The organism is Natrinema gelatinilyticum (assembly GCF_024266705.1).
GTDB lineage: Archaea > Halobacteriota > Halobacteria > Halobacteriales > Natrialbaceae > Natrinema > Natrinema gelatinilyticum.
On the sequence record NZ_CP100757.1, the window covers coordinates 768,604 to 792,688 of the forward strand.

The 24,085-nt window shown below is 59.6% G+C and carries 19 protein-coding genes and 4 pseudogenes; 12 read left to right on the top strand and 11 right to left on the bottom strand.

Annotated features, from left to right (window positions below; all coding sequences use genetic code 11):
* The first annotated feature begins 82 nt into the window (after positions 1–82).
* The 4 genes from NJU76_RS21650 to NJU76_RS21665 all read left to right on the top strand — a co-directional run bounded on the left by NJU76_RS21650 (position 83) and on the right by NJU76_RS21665 (position 3,724).
* Positions 83–1,408, top strand: coding sequence for an aminotransferase family protein (locus NJU76_RS21650; RefSeq protein WP_254533869.1), 1,326 nt, complete (start codon positions 83–85; stop codon positions 1,406–1,408).
* A gap of 56 nt (positions 1,409–1,464) precedes the next feature.
* A complete protein-coding gene (locus NJU76_RS21655; RefSeq protein ID WP_254533870.1) occupies positions 1,465–1,980 on the top strand; it encodes an Lrp/AsnC family transcriptional regulator in 516 nt (171 codons plus the stop codon).
* A gap of 119 nt (positions 1,981–2,099) precedes the next feature.
* Positions 2,100–3,104: an ornithine cyclodeaminase family protein gene (locus NJU76_RS21660; protein WP_254533871.1), complete on the top strand. Its 1,005-nt coding sequence runs from the start codon at positions 2,100–2,102 to the stop codon at positions 3,102–3,104.
* A 185-nt stretch (positions 3,105–3,289) separates the two neighbouring features.
* On the top strand, positions 3,290–3,724 hold the full coding sequence (locus tag NJU76_RS21665; RefSeq protein WP_254533872.1) for a GNAT family N-acetyltransferase: 435 nt from the start codon (positions 3,290–3,292) through the stop codon (positions 3,722–3,724).
* 64 nt (positions 3,725–3,788) lie between these two features.
* Here the strand turns inward: NJU76_RS21665 and NJU76_RS21670 are convergent, their stop codons facing one another.
* Entirely contained in the window at positions 3,789–4,763 is a 975-nt protein-coding gene (locus NJU76_RS21670) for an LLM class flavin-dependent oxidoreductase (protein WP_254533873.1), read from the bottom strand.
* Between the two features lie 206 nt (positions 4,764–4,969).
* Between NJU76_RS21670 and NJU76_RS21675 the strand changes: the two genes are divergently transcribed.
* The 4 genes from NJU76_RS21675 (at position 4,970) to NJU76_RS21690 (ending at position 9,523) form a co-directional block, all read left to right on the top strand.
* Entirely contained in the window at positions 4,970–6,196 is a 1,227-nt protein-coding gene (locus tag NJU76_RS21675) for an enolase C-terminal domain-like protein (RefSeq protein ID WP_254533874.1), read from the top strand.
* A gap of 81 nt (positions 6,197–6,277) precedes the next feature.
* Positions 6,278–7,444 (top strand): enolase C-terminal domain-like protein, encoded by a 1,167-nt coding sequence (locus NJU76_RS21680; RefSeq protein WP_254533875.1) that lies wholly within the window; start codon positions 6,278–6,280, stop codon positions 7,442–7,444.
* 323 nt (positions 7,445–7,767) lie between these two features.
* Positions 7,768–8,682 (top strand): CoA transferase subunit A, encoded by a 915-nt coding sequence (locus tag NJU76_RS21685; protein ID WP_254533876.1) that lies wholly within the window; start codon positions 7,768–7,770, stop codon positions 8,680–8,682.
* A gap of 76 nt (positions 8,683–8,758) precedes the next feature.
* On the top strand, positions 8,759–9,523 hold the full coding sequence (locus NJU76_RS21690) for a CoA-transferase subunit beta (protein WP_254533877.1): 765 nt from the start codon (positions 8,759–8,761) through the stop codon (positions 9,521–9,523).
* Positions 9,524–9,598: 75 nt separating this feature from the next.
* Here NJU76_RS21690 and NJU76_RS21695 read toward each other — a convergent pair whose 3' ends face one another.
* From NJU76_RS21695 to NJU76_RS21710, 4 genes are all read right to left on the bottom strand, one after another.
* Entirely contained in the window at positions 9,599–10,645 is a 1,047-nt protein-coding gene (locus tag NJU76_RS21695; RefSeq protein WP_254533878.1) for a zinc-dependent alcohol dehydrogenase, read from the bottom strand.
* 101 nt (positions 10,646–10,746) lie between these two features.
* A complete protein-coding gene (locus tag NJU76_RS21700; protein ID WP_254533879.1) occupies positions 10,747–10,908 on the bottom strand; it encodes a hypothetical protein in 162 nt (53 codons plus the stop codon).
* 15 nt (positions 10,909–10,923) lie between these two features.
* Entirely contained in the window at positions 10,924–11,298 is a 375-nt protein-coding gene (locus tag NJU76_RS21705; protein WP_254533880.1) for a VOC family protein, read from the bottom strand.
* Positions 11,299–11,506: 208 nt separating this feature from the next.
* Positions 11,507–12,682, bottom strand: a complete 1,176-nt coding sequence (locus tag NJU76_RS21710; protein WP_254533924.1) for an MFS transporter — start codon at positions 12,680–12,682, stop codon at positions 11,507–11,509.
* Positions 12,683–13,155: 473 nt separating this feature from the next.
* Here NJU76_RS21710 and NJU76_RS21715 point away from each other — a divergent pair, with 473 nt between their 5' ends.
* The 3 genes and pseudogenes from NJU76_RS21715 (at position 13,156) to NJU76_RS21730 (ending at position 18,209) form a co-directional block, all read left to right on the top strand.
* Positions 13,156–14,328, top strand: coding sequence for an MFS transporter (locus NJU76_RS21715; protein ID WP_254533881.1), 1,173 nt, complete (start codon positions 13,156–13,158; stop codon positions 14,326–14,328).
* A gap of 328 nt (positions 14,329–14,656) precedes the next feature.
* Positions 14,657–15,535, top strand: coding sequence for a halocarboxylic acid dehydrogenase DehI family protein (locus NJU76_RS21720; protein ID WP_254533882.1), 879 nt, complete (start codon positions 14,657–14,659; stop codon positions 15,533–15,535).
* 1,676 nt (positions 15,536–17,211) lie between these two features.
* Positions 17,212–18,209, top strand: a pseudogene (locus NJU76_RS21730) (IS110 family RNA-guided transposase).
* 280 nt (positions 18,210–18,489) lie between these two features.
* Here the strand turns inward: NJU76_RS21730 and NJU76_RS21735 are convergent.
* The 5 genes and pseudogenes from NJU76_RS21735 to NJU76_RS21755 all read right to left on the bottom strand — a co-directional run bounded on the left by NJU76_RS21735 (position 18,490) and on the right by NJU76_RS21755 (position 21,180).
* Positions 18,490–18,864 (bottom strand): cupin domain-containing protein, encoded by a 375-nt coding sequence (locus NJU76_RS21735; protein WP_254533883.1) that lies wholly within the window; start codon positions 18,862–18,864, stop codon positions 18,490–18,492.
* Between the two features lie 241 nt (positions 18,865–19,105).
* A pseudogene (locus tag NJU76_RS21740) lies at positions 19,106–19,361 on the bottom strand (type II toxin-antitoxin system PemK/MazF family toxin); the annotation flags it as partial.
* 17 nt (positions 19,362–19,378) lie between these two features.
* Positions 19,379–19,750 (bottom strand): annotated as a pseudogene (locus tag NJU76_RS21745) (MarR family transcriptional regulator).
* 102 nt (positions 19,751–19,852) lie between these two features.
* Positions 19,853–20,341, bottom strand: coding sequence for a DUF7970 domain-containing protein (locus tag NJU76_RS21750; protein WP_254533884.1), 489 nt, complete (start codon positions 20,339–20,341; stop codon positions 19,853–19,855).
* Positions 20,338–21,180, bottom strand: coding sequence for a ParA family protein (locus tag NJU76_RS21755; protein ID WP_254533885.1), 843 nt, complete (start codon positions 21,178–21,180; stop codon positions 20,338–20,340). Before NJU76_RS21755 ends, NJU76_RS21750 begins: the two co-directional genes overlap by 4 nt.
* 551 nt (positions 21,181–21,731) lie before the next feature.
* On the opposite strand from NJU76_RS21755, the pseudogene NJU76_RS21760 reads away from it, so the two are divergent.
* Positions 21,732–22,007: pseudogene (locus NJU76_RS21760) on the top strand (ISH3 family transposase); the annotation flags it as partial.
* 1,567 nt (positions 22,008–23,574) lie between these two features.
* On the opposite strand, the gene NJU76_RS21765 reads toward NJU76_RS21760, so the two are convergent.
* Complete coding sequence (locus NJU76_RS21765; protein ID WP_254533886.1) at positions 23,575–23,901, bottom strand: TRAM domain-containing protein; 327 nt, start codon at positions 23,899–23,901, stop codon at positions 23,575–23,577.
* Positions 23,902–24,085 lie beyond the last annotated feature (184 nt).

The window sequence follows — 24,085 nt, forward strand, 5'->3', positions numbered from 1 at the left end:
AGTCGACCGACACCTGTCCGGCCGCCGGTTGGATCGTCCGAACAACAGCAGTTACTTACACCAACGGTACGACATACGAACCATGCTAGATAATCCCACGGAAACCGATACAGAGACAGCGTCACACATTCCACACTGGTACGACCCCTCCTCGACGGGCCTGACGATCACTGACGGCCAGGGCACGCGCGTCGTCGACGACGAGGGTGAGGAGTATCTCGACTTCGTCTCACAGCTGTACTGCGTCAACGCCGGCCACGGAAATCGGGCGATCGTGGACGCGATGAAAGAGCAACTCGAGCGAATTCAGTACGTCTCCTCGGCAAAGCAAACGCCGGCTCGAACGGAGTTGAGCGAAAGGCTCGCGGCGGTCGGCCCCAACTCACTGTCGGATGTCATGTTTTCGGTGTCGGGGAGCGAGGCGAACGAACTCGCCATGACGGTCGCGCGCAAGTACGCGGACGCGCCGAAGATCCTCTCCCGATGGCGCTCCTACCACGGCTCGACCTACGGTGCGGGGAGCGTAACTGGCGACCCGGAGACACGCAGTTCCCTCGAGTCTCACGCGTCTGCGACGGGTGCCGTGAAGTTCTTGCCGCCGATGAGTTATGGATCGCCGTTCAACGCGGAGACGCCCGCGGAACTCGCCGACGCCGCGGCCGACCACCTCGAGTTCGTCATTCGAAACGAGGGTCCGGAGACGATCGCCGGGATCTTGACCGAACCGATCGCCGGTTCGAGCGGCGCCTACACGGCGCCGCCGGGATACTTCGAGCGCGTCCGAGAACTCTGTGACCGGTACGACATCCTTCTGATCGCCGACGAGGTGATTACCGGATTCGGTCGCTGCGGCGACTGGTTCGGTATCCAGACGGAAGGCGTCCAGCCAGACGTGCTGACCTTCGCGAAGGGTGTGACGAGCGCGTACGCGCCGCTTGCGGGTGTGATGATGCGACCCGATATTGCGGCACACGTACGGTCGGACGGATTCGATCTCGGTCAGACCTTCGGCGGTCACCCCGTCGGTTGCGCGGCCGGCGTCGCCGCAATCGCCGAGTACGACGACGGACTGATCGAGAACGTCCGAGCCACCGAGGACGCGTTCGTCGACCACCTCTCGATGCTCGAGCGAGACCACGATGTGGTCGCCGACGTCCGTGGACGCGGTTTCCTCCACGCCGTCGAATTCGCCGATCCGGACACCGGGGAGCCGTTTCACGACCCACGGGTGGACGACGGTCCCAATCCGGTCGTGGACGTGGTCGACGCGGCGAGCGACCGCGGTGTTCTCGTCGGGGCCGGTCGTCCGGCAACGCAGCTTATACTCTCTCCACCACTCTGTGCGACTACCGATGAAATCGACACGGCCGTCCAGTCACTCGACGCAGCGATCGATGCCGTCTTTTGACCGAGACGGTTCCTGAAACATGGGCGTTTATTAACACGAAGTCAGAATTTCCTTGCATGGAACACACTAACGCGACATCCGATCTCGACGAAAAGGATCTCGAGATCCTCAGGCAACTCGAGCACGACGACGAGAAAAATCTCGAAGAACTCGCGGAGGACCTCGAACTCTCGAAATCGACGATCCACTACCGTCTGAATCGGCTAAAAGAGAGCGACGTCATAACCGACATCTCGGCGAACATCGATCCGCGCGCGCTCGGGATGGCGATGGTCATCATCACCGAGGTTTTCGTCTCCCACGAGAGCGGCTATGCGGACGAAATTGGGGACAAGTTGACCGACGTCGACGGTGTCCAGCAAGTCTACTACACCATGGGCGACGTCGACTTCGTCGTGATCTCGCGTGTACAGAACCACGATCAGTTGAACGACCTCATCGACGAAATCGTCGCAATCGATGGCGTCAACGAAACCTCCTCGCGATTCGTTATGCGCGAACTCAAAGACGGAAATCAGCTCATCGACACGATGTCTGAGGAGATGCTCGACCGAGTTCTGGAGACCGAGTGACGGCGATTCCGACGAGTATCTGTCGGACGGAAATCGGACTATTGGACCCATTCGGTGAGTGATTTCGGGTCCCGTCCAGACCGTGCATCTTTTTCTACGTCGCGTGTGTTACGCGATATATGACAGACACACTGTTTCTCACCAGTAGTGAAGTCGACGGCCTCGCGACGCCGGCCGAATACGTCGATGCCGTTCGCGAAGGGTATCGCCAGCGCGGGGAGGGGGCCCCGGCCCTGCCCCGTCAAACGTTCCGCCGGGAGAATCCCGACGGCAAACTCACTAGCTACGCCGCCATCCTTGCCGAGACCGGTGCGATGGGTGGCTACATGTACACATCCGGGTTTAGCAAACCAAACGCCTGGTTCCTGACCCCGCTGTACGACGCCGAGACCGGCGAGCCCCTCGCGATCATCGACGGCGCCAGCATGAACCCATTCAAGACCGGGGCCGCTGGCGCGGTTGCCGTCGACGCCCTCGCTCGAGACGATGCGGACACCATCGCGGTCATCGGCAGCGGCGCGCAGGCGCGTGGCCAACTCCACACGACGACGACCGTCCGGGACTTCGAGTCGGTCCGTGTGTTCTCGCCGACCCCGGAGAACCGGGAGTCGTTCGCCGCCGAGTTCGACGAGCATCTCGACGCCACCGTCGAGGCAGTCGACTCGAGTACGGCGGCAGTCTCAGGCGCGGACGTCGTAGTCACCGCGACGAAAGCGGCTGATCCGGTCTTCGATGGCGACGATTTAGCGCCCGGCGCACACGTGACCGCGATGGGTCAGTACACCCCCGGTCGGAACGAACTCGACGCGACGACCATCGAGCGATCGATCTACGTTCCCGACCTTCGCGCCCGCGCGACCCAGGACGCGGGGTCGTTCCTCGCCGCGCTCGACGCGGGCGTCGTCGACGAGGACCACGTCCACGCCGAACTCGGTGAGGTCGTCGCCGGGGTCGAACCCGGCCGGACGAGCGACGACGATATTACGGTCTTCGACAGTGGTGGAACCGGAATCGAGACGGTCGCGGCCGCGTATATGCTCTACGAGAAGGCGCGCGACGCCGGACTCGGGACGGACCTCTCCGTCGAACCCGCGAGCGAGGCGCTGACCGGTCGCCTTCCGTAGCACCCGCCTCGAGTACCGTCATCGAACGTTTCGAGTACCATTTTTTCACCGACCGGACTCGAGTACCGCGTCGGATTCCGATCGTGGACGGTTCGAACCGGCGGACCGTCCGCAACGGGGATCCGCCGAGAAGACTGTCGCGCCGCATCCGATGACGTTACTATTCGGCCCCGTGAGATGGAACCATGTCCGACGCCGAAATTCGCGAAGTGACCTCCGACGCCGACCGACGCGACGTGTTCCCGATACTCGTTCAGCTTCGCGACCACCTCGACGAGGAGTCGTATTTCGAACTGCTCGAGGAGATGCGAGCGGAGGGGTATCGACTGTTCGCACGCTTCGTCGACGACGAACCGGTTGCCGTCGCCGGCGTGACGATTGCGACGAACTTTTACCTCGGCCGGCATGCCTACGTGTACGACCTCGTGACGACCGCCGAGGAGCGATCGAACGGCCATGGTGAACGCCTCCTCGAGTTCGTCCACGAGTGGGCCGCCGAGAACGACTGCGACGCGGTCGAACTCGAGTCCGGTCTGTGGCGCGACGATGCCCATCGGTTTTACACGGACCGAATGGGGTACGAAAAGTACTGTTATTCGTTCGTGTACGACCTCTCCTGAGACGTGTTTCGACCCTCGTTTGCCGGCGACGCCGGTGAGTGCGGCCACGCCGGCGCGTCACACGTCAGACCACGATGTCCGCGAACCGTTGCAACTGCTCGCGCTGATCGGCCGCCGTGAATCGGGTGACGAATTTTTCCACGCCGGCGTCGGCGTAGCGCTCGAGATGGTCCGCGACGACGGACGGCGGGCCGAACGCACCGCGTTTTCGGACGTCGTCGTCGCTCAGTTCCCCCCAGGACGGGTAGTATCGCTCGAGGAAGGTCCGGGCCTGTTCGATCGCGTCCGCTTCGGTTTCAGCGATCACGACGTCCTGGTAGTAGGCGGCGCCGAAGCTCGAGGCGTCTCGGCCCGCGTCGTCGACGATTTCGCGCGCCCGTTCGATCCCGGCCTCGTACATCTCGGTCGACATCCCGATCGGAAGCCAGCCATCACCCCGTGCTGCCATGCGGTCTCGTATCTGGCGCGGAAACCCGTCTCTGGGGTCGAACGTCGCAGAGGCGATGTAGATCGGCGGCGACCGTCCACACGGTCTGATCCCAATATCGGCGTCCCGGAGCTCGAAGAATCCGCCGTCTGCCGAGACCGGCTCGTCGTCCCAGAGGCCTTCGACGATCTCGAGTCCCTCGTCGAGGACCACGCCTCGCCGGTCGTAAGGGACGTCGAGCTGATCGTGTTCGGTGGCCACGCCCGACCCGACGCCCACGCCGACGCCGAGCGCGAGGCGGCCGCCGCTCACCTGGTCGACCGTCGCCGTCTGATGGGCGACGTGGACCGGGTTCCGAAGCTGAGGCAGGTAGACTGCCGAGCCGAGGGTCACGGACTCCGTCGCGCCCGCGACTGCGGCGAGGGTCGAAAGCGGTTCCAGTCGCGGTTTCGCAAGCACGCTGTCACCCGCCCAGACCCCGTCGAATCCGAACGCTTCGGCTCGCCGCGCGAGACCGATCACCTCGGATTGAACGCGAGCGGCCTGCTCGAGAGAGTCGTCGGCTGACAGTACGACTCCGCGGGTCGGGAGCACAAAGCCATGTGATACCATGCCACGATCTTTTGACGGAAAGACCTAACCCTTTGCGTTCGAGCATCGTCCCAGTCGGCGGAGATTCGATCCGCAGAATGCGTCGCCGAAATTCTTATTTGCAGAGCCGTAGATGACTACTTAATGTCATCATCTGGCATGATTAGGGAGAAACGGCCGACGGTACGAGCGGTACGGACGATCGGGCCGGCAGGGAGGACGGGTACGTGAAGATCACCGGTCACGAGTGCGTCGAACTGACCGGGACCCTGACGGGGTACGACGATCCGCAGGCGTTCTACGAGGACCGACTCGCGATCCCACTCGACGTCTACGACGAGTTTCGGGAGACCGGTGCCGAGTACCTGATGGGATCGGACGACGTGATGACGCCGTACGTGGACGACGAGGAGATCCGAGTCACCCAGACCTACCTCCGGATCCGGACTGACGACGGGCTCTCTGGAATCGCCGGTCCGATAGATCGCGAGTGGGCGACATTCGTCACGCCTCTCGTCGACTTCCTCCGCGGACGGGATCCGCTCGCGGTAGAGAAGCTGTGGGACCTCATGTACCGCCACGAGGTACACGGACGGAAGGGGAAGACGATGAAGGCGATCAGCGCGATCGATTGCGCCCTGTGGGATCTGCGCGGAAAGTACTACGACGAACCGGTGTACCGGTTGCTCGGTGGCCCGACGCGGACTGACCTGCCCGCCTACGCCTCTATGTTAGGATATTCCACCGATCCGGACGACGTCCGCGAGCGGGCTGCGGAAACGAAAGCGGCCGGCTACGACGCCCAGAAGTGGTTCTTCCGTCACGGTCCGGGCTCGGGGACGGACGGGCTCGATCGTAATCTCGCGCTCGCGGCGGCCGCGCGCGAGTCCGTCGGCGAGGGGTACGACCTCATGTTCGACTGCTGGATGAGTTGGAATCGTACGTACACCGAGCGCGCCGTGGGGAAGCTTGAGCAGTATGATCCGCGTTGGATCGAGGAGCCAGTCCACCCAGATCGAGTCGACCAGCTGGCGGCGATCCGCGAGACGGCTCCGTTCCCGATCGCCGGCGGTGAGCACGAGTACACCCGCTGGGGGATCAACGAGCTGTTGCGACGTGGGGCGGTCGACGTGATCCAGGCGGACACCTTCTGGGCCGGCGGCATCACCGAGTTGAACAAGATCTGCGCGCTCGCGTCGGTGTACGACGTCCCCGTGATCCCGCACGGCCACTCGGTGTCGGCGAACGTACACCTCTCCGCCGCCCAGTCGCCCGGCGTCTCTCCGATGGTCGAGTACCTCGTCAAGTGGAACGAAGGGTTCCAGTTCTTCCTCGCAGACCCGCCGGAGCCCGAGGACGGGACGATCTCGCTCGACGATCGACCCGGGCTCGGTATCGTCGTCGACGAGTCGGTCGTCGAGAAACGGACTGTGATCGACTCGAGTGGCACCTGAGTCCGGCGTCCTGTCGGAACGGACCTGTTTCCCCGCGATGCAAACGCATTTGAAACCCGTTCGCAATATGATACCGTATCGATGGCACCAACGATCACGCGTATCGAGTCTGTCGAATTCGGTTACGAGCTTCCTGACGTCGGATACGCACCGAACGGGTTCAGCATCGTCTACGAACCGGAGACGGCGACCGAGCGGAAACTCTTCGCCTTGCGGGTCCACACCGACGAGGGCATCACTGGCGAATACGTCGGCGGCAATTCGCCGGCGGCCGCACAGCTCAACATGGTCGCCGATCACCTCGTTGGGAAGAACCCGCTCGAGCGCGAGCGCCACTGGAGCGCCTTAAAACGGGCCCTTCGAAAGTACGACTGGATGGGAATGGGACCGATCGATATCGCACTGTGGGACTTCGCCGGCAAGTACCGCGACGCGCCGATCCACGAACTCCTCGGTACGTATCGCGAGTCTTACCCCGCGTACGCCTCGACGTATCAGGGCGACAGGAACGGCGGTCTGGATTCACCTGAGGCGTTCGCCGATTTCGCCGAAGAGTGCCTCGAAATGGGCTACCAGGGCTTCAAAATTCACGACTGGGGCGGCGACTGGACGGATGTCGAGGAGACGGCAGAGACCGTTCGCGAGGTCGGTCGACGCGTCGGCGACGAAATGGACCTGATGCTCGATCCAGCCTGCAATCCGGTCACGTTCGCCGACGCGCTGAAAATCGGGAAGGCGTGCGACGAGGCGGAGTTCCTCTGGTACGAAGACCCCTACCGCGACGGCGGCATCTCGCAGCACGCACACCGAAAGCTCCGGGAGTCCCTCGAAACGCCGATTCTCCAGACCGAACACGTCCGCGGGCTCGAACCCCACACGGACTTCGTCGCGACGGAGTCGACCGACTTCGTTCGGGCGGATCCCGAGTACGACGGCGGGATCACCGGCGCGATGAAAATCGCGCACATGGCGGAAGGGTTCGGCCTCGACGTGGAGTATCACGCTCCCGGGCCGGCACAGCGCCACTGTCTCGCGGCGACGCGCAATAGCAACTACTACGAGGTGGCGCTCGTCCATCCAATCTGCCCGAACACCCAGCCGCCGGTGTACGCCGACGACTACTCGGACATGCTGGATACCGTCGACGCGGACGGCCACGTCCAGGTACCGGACGGGCCTGGCCTCGGCGTCGAATACGATTGGGACGAGATCGAAGCCCGCGAGATCGGACGGCGAACCTACGACTGATAGATTCCGCCACCGCCGCGTCCGCTGGGTCCGTAGCCGGGACGACGACCTTCGCCGAGGAGATCAGGTCGGCTGGACGGCACGGACGACGTCAGCCCGCTTCTCGTTCGATTACCTCGTGAGATCCCGCCTCAGCGGCGGATAGCCATCCGTGGTTGACAGACGTCCGATTCGGAGGATACCAGCTCTCGTCCGTCACACCACGCCGTGTAAACGAGCCCTCCTTCCAAACGGCTCACGCGCCCGTTTCGGCCACGCTCCTGTCTCGTAACAGGAATTCTTATATGGCCGTTCCGCCATCCTTCTCGTAGTTCAGAGCAGCTATGAGTACCATCACGTCCATGCAAGACGCCATCGGTGACGGCGTCTCAGACGGTGATAGTGTCTATCTCGCTGGTTTCACCCACCTCATCCCGTTCGCAGCGGGTCACGAGATAATCAGACAGGAGAGACGCGACCTCGATCTTATCAGGGCCACACCGGACCTGATCTACGATCAGATGATCGCCGCCGGCTGTGCGCGAAAGGCGACCTTCTCGTGGGCCGGCAACCCCGGCGTCGGAAGCCTGCCCGCGTTCCGCCGGGCGGCCGAGGAGGGGATCCCGACCGAACTCGAACTCGAGGAATATACGCACTTCGGGCTCGTCGCCGCCCTCGACGCTGGTGCGTCTAACCTTCCGTTTGCCCCGCTGCGCGGCTTCATCGGCTCTGATCTCCCCGATCACAACGACAACATCGCGCGGATCGAGAGTCCGTTCGACGACGACTACGTATACGCCGTCGCCCCAATCGAGCCGGACGTGGCGGTCGTTCGCGCACAGCGGGCCGACGAAAACGGCAACGCACACCTCTGGGGGATCCAGGGCGAGGTGAAAGTCGCCGCACTGGCCGCCGATACGGTGATTCTGACGGTCGAGGAACTCTGCCCCGAGGAGACCATTCGGAGCGATCCGAACCGGACGCTCATTACGAGCGACGACGTCGACTACGTCGTCCACGATCCCTACGGCTCCCATCCGTCGTACGCCCAGGGATACTACGGCCGGGACAACGAGGCGTACATCGAGTGGGCCGACATCGCGAGCGACGTCGACCGGGTCGAAGCGTGGCTCGACGAGTGGGTCTACGGCGTCGAGGACCGCCGGGAATACGTCGAGAAACTCGGCGTCGACCGACTGCTCGACCTCGATCCGGACAATGCGTACGCGGAACCCATCAACATGGGGGCGTACAAATGAAAGTGTCCGGCACCCGCTCGAGCACTCGAAGCACGGACGCGACTGACCGATCGATCGACTACACGGAGGCACACCGATGAACTACACGAACAGCGAGTTGATGGTGGTAGCGGCGGCCAGGGAACTCGAGAACGACGACTCGGTACTCGTCGGGATCGGCAAGCCGAACCTGGCGTGTAACGTCGCCAAGCGCACGCACGCGCCGGAGTTGCGAATGGTCTACGAGTCCGGAACGATCGGCTCCGATCCGTCGAAGCCGCCGCTTTCGATCGGCGACCCGGTGCTGGCGTCCGGTGCAATCTCGATCGAACCGATGCGGAACAATTTCAACTACCAGTTGCAGGCCGGTCGCCTCGACGTGGGCTTCCTCGGTGGCGCACAGATCGACAAGTATGGCAACATTAACTCGACGGTGATCGGCGACTACGACGATCCGATCGTTCGACTGCCGGGAAGCGGCGGCGCGTGCGAGATCGCGGGTCACGTCGACCGAACGCTGATTATCACGCCCCACTCCGAGCGGCGATTCCCCGAGGAGGTCGATTTCATCACGAGTCCGGGGTTCGTCGGCGGCCGTGAAGGACGGAAGGAACTCGGACTCTCGGGCGGACCGGAAGCAGTCATCACCGATCTCGCCGTCTGTCGCTTCGACGAGCACGGTGAGATGTACGTCGATGCGCTGCACCCGAACGTGACGCGCGAAGCGGTTCTCGACCGAACCGGGTGGGAGATCGAGTTCGCCGACGATCTCGGGACTACTCCCGACCCGCACGAAGAGGAACTACGGCTGATCCGCGAGGATCTCGACCCGGACGAACTCTACACCGATCAGGACAAGTAAGACGGTCGCTAGACACGCGCGCGTTTCAAACAACATATTACTCACGACCTATCCACACTACGAGACCTGATTTTCTCAGGGGTGCAGCGTGACCTTGATCCCCTCGCGCTCTCGCGTCGCGTCGAAGGCGTCCTCGTAGTCGGCGAGGGGGAACGCGGGACCGAGCGCGGGCGAGAGGTCCGTTCCCTCGGCGATCGCGATCGCTCGCCGCCAGCTCGAGTCTCGCCGGCCGTACACCGACGTGATCGAGACGCCCCGTCGAACGAGACGAGTGAGTTCGACCGGGACCGTCTCCGTGCCGTGAAAGATGCCGATCTGGACGATTTCGCCGTCTCGTCTGGTCGCCGACGACGCGAGCGAGAGCGCGTCGGGGTGACCCGAGGCTTCTACGAACACGTCGACCTCCTCCTCGAGTCCGTCGGCGACCGTTTCGGCTGTGACTGCACGCGTCGCGCCGAGGTCCCGCGCGAGCGGAAGTCGGTCGCCGCGGTCGGCTTCCGTCCCGACGACGGTGATCGAACTCGCGCCACCGGCGACCGCTGCGACGAGGGCACCGATCCCGACCGGTCCCGGACCGCTGATCGCCACAGTGTCGCCCGGTTCGAACGCTGATTGCTCGATCCCGTGGACGGCCAGTCCGAGCAACTCGAGAAATACCCCCTCGTCTGCGGAAAGCGACCCGATCGGGTACAGCGCCTCTCGAGGGACGACCGCGTACTCTGCGAGGGCGCCGTCGATGTCCGTATCGAGGCCGAGGATGCGTCGATCCGGACAGATCGAGAACGAACCGGATCGACAGAACCGACAGTGACCACAGCCGATGACCGGTTCCACGGCAACGCGTTCTCCCGCCGCAAACCCGTCGACGCCGGGGCCGATCGTTTCCACCGTGCCCGCGAACTCGTGGCCGAACAGTTGCGGTAACTGGTCTGCGTAGTGTCGTTTGCTCTCGTGCCAGTCGTATATGAGCGCCTCTGCGCCACCGTCGATCCCGACCGATTCGACCCGTAATCGAACCTCGCCGGGTTCCGGCTCCGGGACTGGAATGGTCTCGAGGCTCATCCCGGGTTCAGGTCGGGTCTTCAGGAGTGCATTCATCCGCCCCGTCGCGTTCGATGTCACGTCTGCCGCGATGCGCGCGACCGGTAAATAGGTCACGTCGAAGGGTCGATATTAGCGGCCCGCTACGGAGGCCGTTTACAGATGCGTGAGGCCCTATTCGATCAGAGGCTCGTGATAGCTACGTAGACGAGACTGAAGAGGGTAAACCACAGGAGCGTTCGAAAGAACAGTTTGCTGTAGATGTCCCTGCCCGGCATGAGTTCGTGGAACTGCCCCTCGGCCTCGAGGAGTCGTCCGACCGGTCCGGTTCGGTCCTTGCTCATGATACTCGTTCTCGGTTACGCCTCGATGGTCTCGATGAGCTCGACGACGTATCCCTCGGGATCGGTCACGAACGCGATCGCGATCCCCTTCTCCTCGACGGTCCGGGGTTCCTCGATCACGTCGCTGCCGTAGTTCTCGACGGCTTCCTCGACGGTCCCCTCGATGTCGTCGACCGCCACGGCGAGGTGGTCGATCCCTTCCGGTTCAGGATTCCGATTCGTGCCGTCGTATTTGAACTGGATCTCTGCATCGCTTTCCCCCGCTACGTACGTGTTCGTCACGCCGTCTAAATCGAACTCGCGCGTCTGCTCGAGTCCGAGCACGTCGCAATAGAACTCCAGTTGCGACTCGACGTCGTCGACCCAGATGGCCGCGTGCAGAACGTCCATGTGGGGTACCACCGATGCGGTATACAAAAACGTACCGTCGTCGGCCCGCGATTCCGGGACGCCTGTGAGAACGCCGACGTGACCCCACGAGCGGGTCAGTCGCCGCGTTCTTCCGACTCCCGGGTCGGTCGCATCGACCCGCACCTCCGGTCGACTGTCTTTCCGTCAGGTGGGATCTCTCGGATCCGTAAACGCCACTCGGCCCGCGTCAGTTCTCCGGGATTCGAAATGCGATGACGATCATTCCCGCCGCGAAGGCGGCCAGAACCACGAACGATTCGTCGAAGAACCCGCGATCGGCGGCCGCGCCGAACAGAAACGGGCTCGTCGCACCGATCGTGAACCCGACCGATCGAATGATCCCGAATCCGGTACCGCGGAGTTCCTCGGGCAGGGAGTGGAGCACCGACGGCTCAAGGACCGGCCCGAAACCGAGGAGGATACTCATGAGGGCCGTGATCACGGCGATAGGCCAGAACCCATCGACCAACGGGAGGACCACGAGGGCGATGGCCGGGCAGCTTCCGACGATGATCAGCGTGTGCCTGATACCGAACCGATCGTACGCCGCACCGGCGAGCGGCTTGATGACGATGCCGAGCGCGAAGAAGGCGCCGAATAGGAGACTGGCGACGGGGGTCGAGAGTTCTTTCCGCTCTATCAGGTACGTCGGGAAGAAGCTCGTGAACGCCTGCCACACGATGAGTCCGAGAACGAACGCCGTCGTAGCGTAGACGACCGACGGCTGACGTAGAATCGGTCTGAGCGATCGGATATCGTCTCTGCTGAGGCCCGACCCGTCTGTCGAGGTGCTCTCGGAACGGACCGGAATGACGAGCCAAAGGGAGGCTGCACAGAGCAGGAACAGCGGGATCACGAACCCGAATCCGAACGTCCAGAGGAACGTCGCCGCGAGGACGCTCGCTATCGGGGGGAGGACCGACTGGCCAGCGTCCTGTGCGGCGGCCGTCACCCCGTTCGCGGCGCCGAGTCGGTCGGTGTAGAGGCGCGAAAGAACGGTATACCTTCCGATGGCGTACAGCGCGGTTCCGAACCCGAAGAGGGCCGTCGCGACAAAGAGCACGACTGTCGACCCGGCGGTAGTGACGAGCGCGAGCATCACCGCAGAGATCACCGCGCTCGCGGTGAGCGTGGACCGTTCGCCGAATCGATCTGCGAGAACGCCGCCCGGAAACTGTCCCAGCGCGTAGGCGAGGAACAACACCGTTACCAGGAGTCCGGCGCTCGTCAGATCGAGCCCGTAGGCGGTCCGGAGATACGGAAGCATCACCGGATAGATCATCCGGACGCCGAGCGAGAGAAACCAGCCGCCGGCGACTGCGGTGAGCACCTTCCCGCGTCCGTCACTCCAGAGGTCGAGCACACCGTCCCTGAAGGTGGTGACTGTTCCAGAAGCGCTGTCTCCCACGACGAAACGTTGTCAGGTGCCGATGATAAGTATTCTGTTCCGGAAAAACGATACCGGGAATGGGCGTCGGAACGCATCGGATACCGCCTGTAGTCGCGACCGACTCGGCCAACTCGAGTCTCGGTTCGAAGCGCCATTCGCCGATAGCGGGCGCTTCTCGCAGCGACACCGCGAGTGCACTGCACTACTTCCAATTCCAGCCCCGAGGCGACGGACGGACGCTTTCGGTCCGAGCGGTAGTCTGAACTGTCTCGACGTACCATCCGAGAGACGACGCTGTGTCGGTGAACCTGCCTCGACCGGCCGTCGCTGGATCCGAGGACCGTCCTCCCGTCGGCTGGTTATCCGGTCTTCGATATCGGAATATTCATACTCGTTGGCTACACCGGAGTGGACCAGACGATGGTTCGGGTGACGAGCGGAACAGAATGAACTGGCAATACAAACACACCGTCCTTACGCTCTGTACGCTCGCGTTCTTCGCGACGATGGTCGCCCGCCTCGCGATCAGCCCCCTCGTCCCGGCGCTCACCGACGATTTCGGGATCGGAAACACCGTCATCGGAATCGCGATGACGGGGATGTGGCTGACGTACGCACTGATGCAGTTTCCGAGCGGAGTCCTCGCCGACCGATTCGGCGAACGGTCGATCGTTCTCGTCTCCGTCGGCGGGGCGACCGTCGTGACTCTCCTGCTCGCAGCGTCCCCGTTCTACGCCCTGTTCGTGCTCTCGATGATCGCCCTCGGAGCCGTCGCCGGACTCCATTACAGCGCGGCGACGACGCTCCTCGACCGGGTCTACGAGAACATCGGATTCGCGATCGGCGTCCACGCGATCGGGTCGTCCGCGGCCGGTCTCGTCGCGCCGATCGCGGCGGCGTGGATCAGCGTCCGGTACGGATGGCGGCCCGCTATGGCGGGGACTGCGGCCATCGCAGCGCCGATATTCCTCCTGTTCGTCCTCCGAGTCCGTCCGACTGCGCCCCACCGGCCGTCGCAACCACTTCGGGATCGAGTGCAACTCGAGGCGCTCACGGGGATCCTCGGCAAGCCCGAAATCGCGTTCACCGTCGTGATCGCGTCAGTCGGTGCGTTCGCCTGGCAGGGAACTGCCTCCTTCCTGCCGACGTTTTTCGTCGAGCATCGGGGGCAGTCGGCGACCACCGCCGGTATCGTCTTCTCCATGTACTTTGTCATTCAGTCGATCGTCAAACCCGGCATCGGTGCGATGTCGGATCGCTTCGGGCGGGACGTGACGACTTTCGGGTGCATGATAACAAGCGTCGCGGGGTTGTCCCTCTTGGTCGCCGTTCCGGGAATCGTCGGCGTCACCGTCGGCGTCGTGTTGATCGCCAACGGGTTGAGTTGGGCGGTCGCAGTCGAGCCTCGCTTCATGGACAATATGACCGAATCGGAGCGCGGTGCCGGGTTCGGACTCGTTCGGACGACCTACCTGGCGGCGGGATCGCTCGGATCGGCCTCGGTTGGCTTCTTCGCCGAGACGTTCGGCTGGGCCGTCTCCTTCGGCGTTTTGATGTCCCTCCTCTCGCTAATCGCCGTCGCCCTGGTCATCAACTGGGCGTTCGATCTCGGGTATTGACCGCGGTCGCGCACTCGATCGACATCTGATTCCGGGAGGATCGTGCGATGGCAACGTCTGCGTTCGGAACAGATCGTGCGTCTCGGTATCGGCTCCCCCTATCGAATCCGTCCCTCTTCGCGTCGGAATCGATCGCGATCGATTCGCCCCTCTCGAGAGGCCCGCCAATCCGCGTCGATATCACTTCTGAAACGCTTCTCGGGGCGGTGGAATCGCGATGTCTCTGCTCTGGTGCGCGCGGTGTTGCCCTATTCGCTCGCTGCCTCCCCGAGTGTGGGCCTCGTGAAATGCCCGATATTACTTTGCACGTCGAACGGTACCAGATCGTATGGATCTCAGCGAACAACTGTACGAGCAGGAGGCCGTCGGTTGGCAAGCCGGTCTCTACGACGACATCAAGACCACGTTTCGAGCGCCGGTCGTCAACTGGATTTTCCGGGTCACCATGGCGAACGCACCGGAACTGCTCCGATACGCGTGGGGGGAAGTAAAACCCGTTTTCGAAACTCGAGCCTTCGCCGAATACACGGTGTCGTATCGCGATACCCTTCTGTCCGGTGTTACCGACGAGTTCGACCTCCGCGCCTATCGGATCGAGCAAATCGACTTGCGGCCGAGCGAATTCCGAGAGTTGTGGGGCCAACTCGAGACCAAGGACATCGTCGCCCCTCGCCTCGCCGTCTTGTTCGAACTTCTCGATCGGGCGCTTTCCGAACGCCCTATCGGTCACGCGGTCGATGAACGTCGCGCTGCCACTGAGCCGCATCCCCGGTGGCTCGATCGCGATCGGGGAAAGACCCTCACGATGATCGGTCACGATGAAGTTCCGAACGAACTGCAGGACGTAATTTCGGCGATCAAGGAGGCGCACCCGTTCTCCCAAGGGATGGGAACTATCCACAGGGTAATCGCACAGTGGCCCTCGTTTATGCGGCGGGCGTGGAACGATATCGGTCCGCTTCTCTCGACGGATGCTTACGCGGACGTTCGATCCGAGAGCGAGGTCGTGACCGAAGCGTTCGTCGACTCGACTCCGTATCGGGTTCGACTCGCACCGGGCGACCTCCAACGTGCGGGCATCGACGGCGACACCGTCGACGGGTTCATTGACTTTTTCGACGATTTCAAATCCCCCGCGCGGACCGCTATTCCGACCCTTCCGCTCTATGCGGCGCTCGCCGATGCAACCGGCCGCCGATCGTTATAGCTCTCGGCGGATCGTCCGGTCCTCTCACGTCATTCCGAGTGAGATTGCGGACCGGAATCTGTGAAATCTGCTTTCCGGCATGACACCCAGAACCGATCTGTACGACGTACTGGCGCCACCTCGCGGTGATCGCGGATCGTGACGCGATACGCTCCAACCGATGTGGATCTATCTATCTCGCGAAACCGGGGCCACTCTGAAATGGACCCGCCTCGATAGCGGGTCTCAATCGCACGAGTATAGCCGCGGTAGACTCGATCGAAACGTCGTTTGCCTTTCCCGGTGTGGTCTCGTAGGGTGGATCGAAAATTTCGCCGGATTATGAACCGCGTCGACCACTGTATCGAGTCTAGCTTTAGACGAAACCGGCTCTGTCTCTCGACTTTGCTTCGAACCAGCGATCCAGGTCGCTCAATATTTCGTATAGCGTAATATGGTTCATGTGTTTTCGGACTCCAATTCGATACGTTCGGTGTAATTTGGTTGTCCACTGGCGACAACAAAACACACTAAAATGATTTTTGATTTATACATCTACTGTATTGCCTGATAATACATCCCTCGAAACGGATTCGGACCCGTGTGCACCACCTCCTCGAGGTGATCGAACTCCACTCGCAGTCGTCTCGAGAGCGGTCTCACGACAGACTCGAGGTGCACGTCTCACTCGCGGCATCTGGGTACTCCCCTGGTTGTCCTGATCGGCCCACAACTCATACGTCTCTCTCCGTCTCGTGGATTGGTCCTGTACGGCCGTTTCGACGTCGAAAATCGGGGGTTGCCGTTGCGGCGACGTGAACGACGATAATTGGCGGTCGCGTAGTTATCCCGTCCAGTTCATCGGGCTCGAATCAGAGTTTTCGGTCTCGGTTTCGGGAAGATCGGGTTCGAGTACACCGAATGCAGCCTCGAGTCGGTTTGGTCCTGGATTTCTACCTTCCACTGGAAAATCGTCGTCCGTGATGAGGTTCATCTGTGCGTGAGCGGCTTCTGACCACGCTCTACCACTGGTCCGGTCGATTAGCAATTCCGCTCTTTTCCCCCAACTGACGACTACACCCTTTCTCTATAAACCGAATACTGCTATAGCAATCGGTCGGATTGGAAGTCGAGACTAGAACGGGTTTATCGGGGCTGTGATGTGTAATTTCGGTCGAATCAGTGAACAGAAACTGCTTCAGATCGCCTCTCAAGCACGCATTATTGTTGTGTTAGCATTTTTTTCGAGATTGCTCCCATTTTGCCTCTCGGAAATGAGGTGCTAGGTCGGACTGAGGGGATATTTACTCAATTCCGATCTCCTTCTTCGACAGCGTGTGTTGTCCGCCGTAATCAGCGGTGGGTATTCATACTCACCAGTTAACTCCACTTGTACGAACAGATCAACCGCTGGCCAAACCGAGTATTCAACACACCTCTCTTGACAGAATTCAATCAAAACCTACGCTACTACTGACTCGATGGAAATTCTGCTATCCCATAAGAGCGTGAAACAAGTATGGGACGCAAGAGACCGAGATCTATTCCGTGCCCGAGAGCACGTGCTGCTGACTGGTCCGAGTGCGTAGGAAGCCGAGTCCTGGGCAGTACAGCCCGACTGCCGCCAGGAGCGGCAGTCGGGAAAGCCCGCATAGGTGAATCTCTGTTTCACGCACCAGCGTTCCGAGGTGAATCCAATGTTCATTGGAATCGACGTACACAAGCGGTACTCACAAATCGCAGTATTGGACGAAAGCGGTGAGATCGTCGAAGAGGTTCGCGTCGAAAACGCGAACCTCGACGACTTTGCCCAGCAGTACGTTGGGTCAAAAGCCGCGCTTGAAGCGACCAGCAACTATTACCACATCCACGATACGCTTTCAGAGTATCTGGATGTGACCGTCGCTAACCCCGGCGAATTAAAACTGATCTCCGACTCAGATAAGAAAACTGACCGCGTCGACGCGAAACAACTCGCTCGGATGGTTCGGTTGGGCTCAATCCCTGAAAGCTACGTCCCAACCGATGAGGTTCGGCAAGCCCGCGCACTTGTGCGCGGGCGCCAGAAGCTCGTTGAGAACCGGACTGAGTATGCGAACAAGATCCACGGTTTGTTGAGTGATCACGGGATCACTCAGGAGGTGAAACCGCTGAGTGTGGAGGGACGAGAGTTCCTGGCGGAACTCTCGCTCCCGGCGCCGTGGGATACGTTGTTGGAGTCGTATTGGAACTCATTCAGGCGCTCACCGAGCAGATAGAGTCGTTGGAAGCGGAGATCGAGGTGCGGGCTGGGTCTCTGAAGGAGACCCAGCTCCTGATGACGATTCCTGGTGTGAGTTACTTTACGGCGTTGACGATTTACGCGGAGTTGGGAGAGATCGCACGGTTCGACCGGGCCAAGGAGGTCGTAAGTTACGTTGGGTTGAACCCGATAATCCGCGAGTCTGGCGACTCGCGGTTTGAGGGAAGCATCTCGAAGCGAGGATCAGGACGAGTCCGGTGGCTGCTTGTTCAAGCGTCGTACACAGCGGTTCATACGTGCGAATACGAGTACCTTAGCCGGTTTTACAACCGATTAGCCCGAAAGAAGAACTCGAAAACAGCGATTGTAGCAACCGCTCGGAAGCTGCTGGTTTCAATGTATCATATGCTGGACCGTGAGGAGGTGTACGATCCACCAGGGGTGAGTGCCTGAGCGCCGCCGGGGCGGCGCTCATTGGCCGGCTGGTGGGTAACGTTAGCGACTGCTCTCACTACCAAGAAGTCTCCCGCCTGGTGGCTGTTACAGTAGCAATCGGTTCGCAGGTTGTCGATTCTACGCTCGAAAATTACAGCAAGTCCTCGTCGCCCGAAGAATTATCTTAGCAAACGTGGTTTGTTTAACCAGCAGAATTTCCATAGGTGAATAGACCGCGTGGATCGGTCATTGGTGATTCCCCTTCGCTCCACTCGAGTCGAGAGTCTCGTTCGCTGGTTTACGGGGACTCGAGAACCGTCAACTCGCCGTCTCCCGGTTCAGCGAGGAAATAAACATGACTGAACGGAGACGTAGCGTCCGTTTTGTTCCCGTGCCAGTGTTCTTCACCAGGAGGGAATGCTATCAGATCTCCGTTCGATACTTTACGCTCTTCGTCGCGCGTCGCCACGATGCCTTCCCCCTCGGTGATATACAGAATCTGTACGCCGGCGTGGGTGTGGAACTTGGTTCGCTCACCCGGTCGAAACGTGACTTCAGCCGAGCGGACGGTATTCCCGTCGAACTCGCTCTCGACACTCTCCGAGAGAAGTGCCGTCGTCACTTGGACTGGATGGTCCCACTCGTCCTTTTCGGCGGCGTTTGTCACGTTCATGGTTCGTACTCAGTCGGGATGTCGATTCTCGGTGCCTTAAAACGCTATTCGACTCTCGAATGAAACTTTTTCTTCGAGGAAAGAATCCCGTCGTTTACCGCAGGGAGGATGTCACCAGTCCCCTACAGCCGAACCTTTCGAGTGACGGGGCCAGCTATTCCAGGTGAATACGGCTCAGGACAAACTCCAGATGAGTATGGCGAGTGCTTCAGAGCCGAGTATTCTCGATACGGCCTTTCTAGAAGTCGATGTTCTCCTGGGAAATTGATTGGACGCCCACGGAGCAATCTGACTCTCATCTGGCGTTCCACCACGAGTCCAACTCGCCTCTTGAATCTCAATCAGCCCGTCAGGGATTTCGTTGTCAGCGTTAGCGCGATATGCCGTTCGCTCTAAAATAGACAACCTTCGTGGTTCGAGAAAATTAGCCAAGGACGAGCGGTTTCCCTCCCTTTAAACAGATCATCACCGTAGACGACGTCGACACGCTCGAAGATCGGCGTCGCTTCGTCTGTTACTGCTCGTCCTCCATGCTCAGGTGGGGTCTCTCAGGTGCGTGCTCGTGCCACGGCCCTCTTGTCCTCTGCACAAAGTTGCTCGCTGAACAGTGTGGTCGCTCGCTTGTACCCGCTGTCCCCTTCGAGACGCTTCTCGTCGTCGGTCACCGCCCACTAAGTCGCCTTATGTTCGAGAGGTCGCGGTTCTTCAATCCCAAGAGTTCGGTGCCGACCGCGCCCTCATCGACGCTGATTTGAGAGGCGATTTCGTGCGACTTTGCCTCACGATCGTCGTAAGCAGCGAGAAACCCAAGTACCTGATCCGGGACCGAAAGAGCAGTGAGCTCTTCCTCGCTCGTGTTCTCGAAGGTGTTTCGATCAATGGACATCGTTGAAGGGAGGTATGTCGGTTGCTCTCAGCCACGAATCAATTCGAGGACCGTATGCATGGAGACGGCCAGTCCCGACTACTGAGCGGCTCGACGAGTCGATCAGTCTACCGACTCGAAACCCCAGTTTCGAAGGCGGTCGACTACCTCGTCGACGTTGTACATCGCCGCCTCGTAGGCTGCCTCACGAACGTCGGTTTTCGAGACATCGGTCCCGAGTTCGTCGCTTACGGCGGCGACGAACTCGTCCTCCGCGTCGACCACGTAATCGCGAAGGTAGAACTGCACCATCTCTCGGTCTTGCTTGACGTTGTCGCGAACGTAGACCCATGGCACGCCCGCATCGCTTGCGCCATTTTGTGGCGGTTCGCCGATGACCGAGTCGCGTGTGGCCGGTTCGTTTTCGGCGTTAGAATCGTCTTCTATCGATGGTGTGTCGGTCGACGGTGTCTCCTTTTCAGTCTGTTGCTCCGGTTCCGAACCGGGTTCGTCGCCGACCCTTTCGTCCTCTGGTTCCTCGGCCTCTTGGTTCTCCTCTTGATCGACGTCCTGCATCTCCGCGAACGGATCGCTTCCGGTCCCTTTCTTCATAGGCCTCCCACCTCTTCGATTTTCGTCGCCAGCTGATCGATTTTCTCGAGCGTTTCCATCTCGTGGTCACGCTGTCGATCTCGGTGGGTTTCGACATAATAGCGTGGGGTACACTGTTGGTCCCAGCACCCCTCGAAAAGCGACGATCTATTGCGGATTGTGACCGGCGCGGGATAGCCTCGATTTCGAATCTCCGTCATGTAGCGGTCTTGGTCCGCAGTCCGGCCCACTCCGTTCGGGACGGCCGACAAAACACCGATTTCCGCTTCGAGCCGATCTTCTAATCCGTCGACCAGTTCCTCCAGTCCGAGTACGCTCTGCATTCCTTTTCCGGTCGGTTCGACCGGAATGACGAGACTTCGAGTGGCCGAAACTGCGTTGTAGAGATGCGGACCCGCGGTCGCGGGTGGATCCACGACGATCACGTCGTATTTTTGCGGCACACCGGACTCGAGGAGCACCTGTCGAAGTCGATCGTAGGGATCGAACTCGTCGCTTTCGCCGAGGTCTTCCGCCATCTGTCGTGCCCGTTTCAAGAGGTCTTCGAGATTTTCGAGCATATTGTGGCTCGGTAACACGTCGAAACCGTACTCAGTCTCGAGAATGAGATCTTCGAGAGGGCCTTTCGGTCGATCGATCAGATGACGGACGATATTGTCGGCCTGACTATCGTCTCGCGGTGCGTCGACGTCGAGCAGGTACGTGAGCGATCCATTTTGCTGGTCCATGTCGATCGCGAGCACGTCGAATCCGTGGCCGGCGTGGCACTCGAGCAACGCTGCTCCGATGGTCGTTTTTCCAACGCCACCTGCTTCGGAGTACGTCGTGTACGTGAGCATGTTATTCGGTTAGTCTTCTTGAATATAATACTTCGCCACACCATACGGATAGGCTAACGAGTTAGTCTAACCAATAAAACCGTTCGTTCACCCCCATATTGTTGTCACATGTCTGTATGGCCGTCATCGAATATCGGTACTTCCCAACCGGTATGAGAACTGGAGCTAAAGCGTGGGTCTGATGGAGAAGATGTCCGGTTGAGTGAACGTGTTCAGTATCCCTCATCGAGACGGTGTTCTTGCGGACTCGAGCGTGAAAGAGCTAGCCGAAGACATCATCTGTCAGCTTCCCTTGCCGGGGATAGAGGACTCGAGTGGTCTGTGCACTGTTTGAACACGTTGTCGCCGAACCTGGGCTCGATGATATGAGGGGCATAGCTTGCAAACCTGGGTCGTTCAAAGGGTACGCCAATCACTCCGCCCCTCGAACCCAGTGAGATTTGGGCTGTCGTCATTCTCGCAGCAGTCAACCAGACTTCCATATAAGAGACGTGTAACGACAACGCTGCCTGTGATGATGCTGTCGTGGACTGGCTCCATACTCTCAACCATTCTGTCAAGCACGGGTTGTGACGACGATACAAGATTCAGTTGTCCGCTTTGTGTTCGTCTTGCTTTGAGTCTTGTTGGAGAACCTCTAGTTCGTGCTGCGATGGACTGTCGTCGCCCGCCCACGGCGGGGCGGGCGCGATCTCCCTGATGAATTCACGTTCAATGCCTTCTTTGACCGGATCAGATACGTACTGGAGGAAACGATAGAGCGGGCTAGGGAGATCGAGATGAATGGCGTCGGTGTGCCAGAAGCGTACGCATCGGCCGCGGGCTGAGCCAGCCCACAGCCTTGAGCCAAGCATCTGATGAGCGATAGCATTTATCTGGAACGCCGTCGCTCCGTCTTCTCGCTTCGGTTCTCTTCTGCTGTCGGCTCTATTTCGGCCGTGATCAGTTACCACATTGAGATTCACTCCAATCGTCTTGACTCAGCACCACTCACAAAGGAACACTCGGAGAGTACCGAATATTGTAATTAAGCGTGGAGGCTAGTCACCTATCCTAATTGGTTAATCCAAATGGGTGTCCCAACTGGTTATGCTTCCTGTTAGGGCTGTCGTGGAAGTTCCTTCTGACTGATGTGGTTCGAGCTCGTCGTTAGTTGATTGAATCCCGATACGATAGGTCTATTCGATGCACTGATTCGATCACTATGGCGTGCTGGTCAGAACCCTCTCGACCGGCGTGTCCGAATACATTTCCAATTTTCTCGATATCGACGGCCTATTCGACAGGCCTAACCGGTAAATACACACGAGTAGCAAAGCTGGTTAGCATAACTGATTATCCGTCCAGATCGTTCTCATGACCCGATATTGGTTAGAAGTTGACCTACTCGAGTAACCTATCTAGAAAGCCTAACCGGATATCTATTCTGACAAAGTCTTCCGGCTATTGTTCTCGATTAGCCTGCCTATCTTTGTCACGTTGGTGCGTTTCAAACTGCATCCTTCCTAACGAGGACAATCTGTTAGCCTATTCGATTAGTCTATTCGATTAGTCTATCGGATTAACTATACTGACGATCCTTTTTGATTTGTCTATACGGTCGGTTCAAGCGCATCAAAGGCCGATTGAGTTCCCTGAGATTGTTTGTGAAATAGTCTATTCGAATGGCCTAACGAGAAGGCCTAACCCATTAGAACGGCTTCTATTCGTAATAGCACCGATCCAGGTAATCTGCTCATCCGGCCTATCCGGATATTCTTCCCTGAAAGAATGTCTACTCAGGTAGTCTTTCTGGTTGGGCTAATTGAATGGCCTAATTATATCGTCTAACTGAATTACCTCCGTCAGACTTCCTCACCGAATGCGTCGACTGCAGCAACCGATCCGTGATCACCCCTCCTGTTGGAGCTCGCCAGTTCCGTTTCGAGTCGACAATCATTATCGATTAGCCTAACTGAATTGTCTAACTGGATCGTCTAACTGAATTGATTAACTGAATATGTTTTACATCGTTCGTGCGTTGAGTCGTTGCCCTCGATCGATGTCATTTACCCCACTTCTTTAAAGCCTAATTGATGAGTATAACTGATTAGAATGTATAGTTAGTTATTCGAATTAGTTCGACCGGACGTTTGTCAGAAGCCCCTGAGTCCATTCTGGAACGTGGATCGTCCGATTCTGGAATAACCTATTGGATAGCCTAACCGATTAGACGAATCAGAATGCCTGATCAGCGGGGCTTCCTGATTCGACGGACGAGCAGAGAACGGTCGACGAACTGCTATGGAAGTTAGGCTATTCGATTAGGCTACCTAATCGCCCTATCCGGACAACTGATTGTTTTTCTCTATGGGTCGAAGAATCATGTGACACACGATCCACCGTAGCAGTCAGTCACGATCCGGTTTCGATCAGTTCTGCCTCGCCATACGTATCATCGACGGACGTGACACGAACGGTCGCTTCGATCGCCGGCGTATCTGCCTCGAGAAAGAGGACGAATCCGCTCTCGGTTTTACAGACGAGCGTGCCATCGGATTTCTCGTCGACGATATCGACGGTTACGGTGTCTCCGGGTTCTGGTTTTCTACCTAGTGGCTCTCCACATCGCCAGCAGTCCGTGTCGTACTGGGCGGAACCCTCCGGAGCATTGTTCGCACCACACCGTGGCGTATCACACTTGATGAACGAATCGTGAATTCCTGGTTGATAGCGTCCCACATCGGTTCGAGGCTTCAGTCTCGTAAAAACGTGGCGTTCAGTTCGCGGACCCCTACCGCCTCACGGCTTTCGACCGGTCTAATGACAGACGCGGTCGGCGCTCGCCGATCGTGACCAAACACGTCTGACACGTTTGACCCTCGGCTGTAGTACGGAAATCGAGCGTCGACGTCGGCCCATTGCC

Bases quoted from the DNA above. Each gene is read 5' to 3' on its own strand.
- NJU76_RS21680 (WP_254533875.1), top strand. From the start codon at position 6,278: ATGGCACCAACGATCACGCGTATCGAGTCTGTCGAATTCGGTTACGAG.
- NJU76_RS21690 (WP_254533877.1), top strand. From the start codon at position 8,759: ATGAACTACACGAACAGCGAGTTGATGGTGGTAGCGGCGGCCAGGGAA.
- NJU76_RS21735 (WP_254533883.1), bottom strand. From the start codon at position 18,864: ATGAACGTGACAAACGCCGCCGAAAAGGACGAGTGGGACCATCCAGTC.
- NJU76_RS21705 (WP_254533880.1), bottom strand. From the start codon at position 11,298: ATGGACGTTCTGCACGCGGCCATCTGGGTCGACGACGTCGAGTCGCAA.
- NJU76_RS21660 (WP_254533871.1), top strand. From the start codon at position 2,100: ATGACAGACACACTGTTTCTCACCAGTAGTGAAGTCGACGGCCTCGCG.
- NJU76_RS21715 (WP_254533881.1), top strand. From the start codon at position 13,156: ATGAACTGGCAATACAAACACACCGTCCTTACGCTCTGTACGCTCGCG.
- NJU76_RS21750 (WP_254533884.1), bottom strand. From the start codon at position 20,341: ATGAAGAAAGGGACCGGAAGCGATCCGTTCGCGGAGATGCAGGACGTC.
- NJU76_RS21655 (WP_254533870.1), top strand. From the start codon at position 1,465: ATGGAACACACTAACGCGACATCCGATCTCGACGAAAAGGATCTCGAG.
- NJU76_RS21720 (WP_254533882.1), top strand. From the start codon at position 14,657: ATGGATCTCAGCGAACAACTGTACGAGCAGGAGGCCGTCGGTTGGCAA.
- NJU76_RS21755 (WP_254533885.1), bottom strand. From the start codon at position 21,180: ATGCTCACGTACACGACGTACTCCGAAGCAGGTGGCGTTGGAAAAACG.
- NJU76_RS21650 (WP_254533869.1), top strand. From the start codon at position 83: ATGCTAGATAATCCCACGGAAACCGATACAGAGACAGCGTCACACATT.
- NJU76_RS21685 (WP_254533876.1), top strand. From the start codon at position 7,768: ATGAGTACCATCACGTCCATGCAAGACGCCATCGGTGACGGCGTCTCA.
- NJU76_RS21700 (WP_254533879.1), bottom strand. From the start codon at position 10,908: ATGAGCAAGGACCGAACCGGACCGGTCGGACGACTCCTCGAGGCCGAG.
- NJU76_RS21670 (WP_254533873.1), bottom strand. From the start codon at position 4,763: ATGGTATCACATGGCTTTGTGCTCCCGACCCGCGGAGTCGTACTGTCA.
- NJU76_RS21665 (WP_254533872.1), top strand. From the start codon at position 3,290: ATGTCCGACGCCGAAATTCGCGAAGTGACCTCCGACGCCGACCGACGC.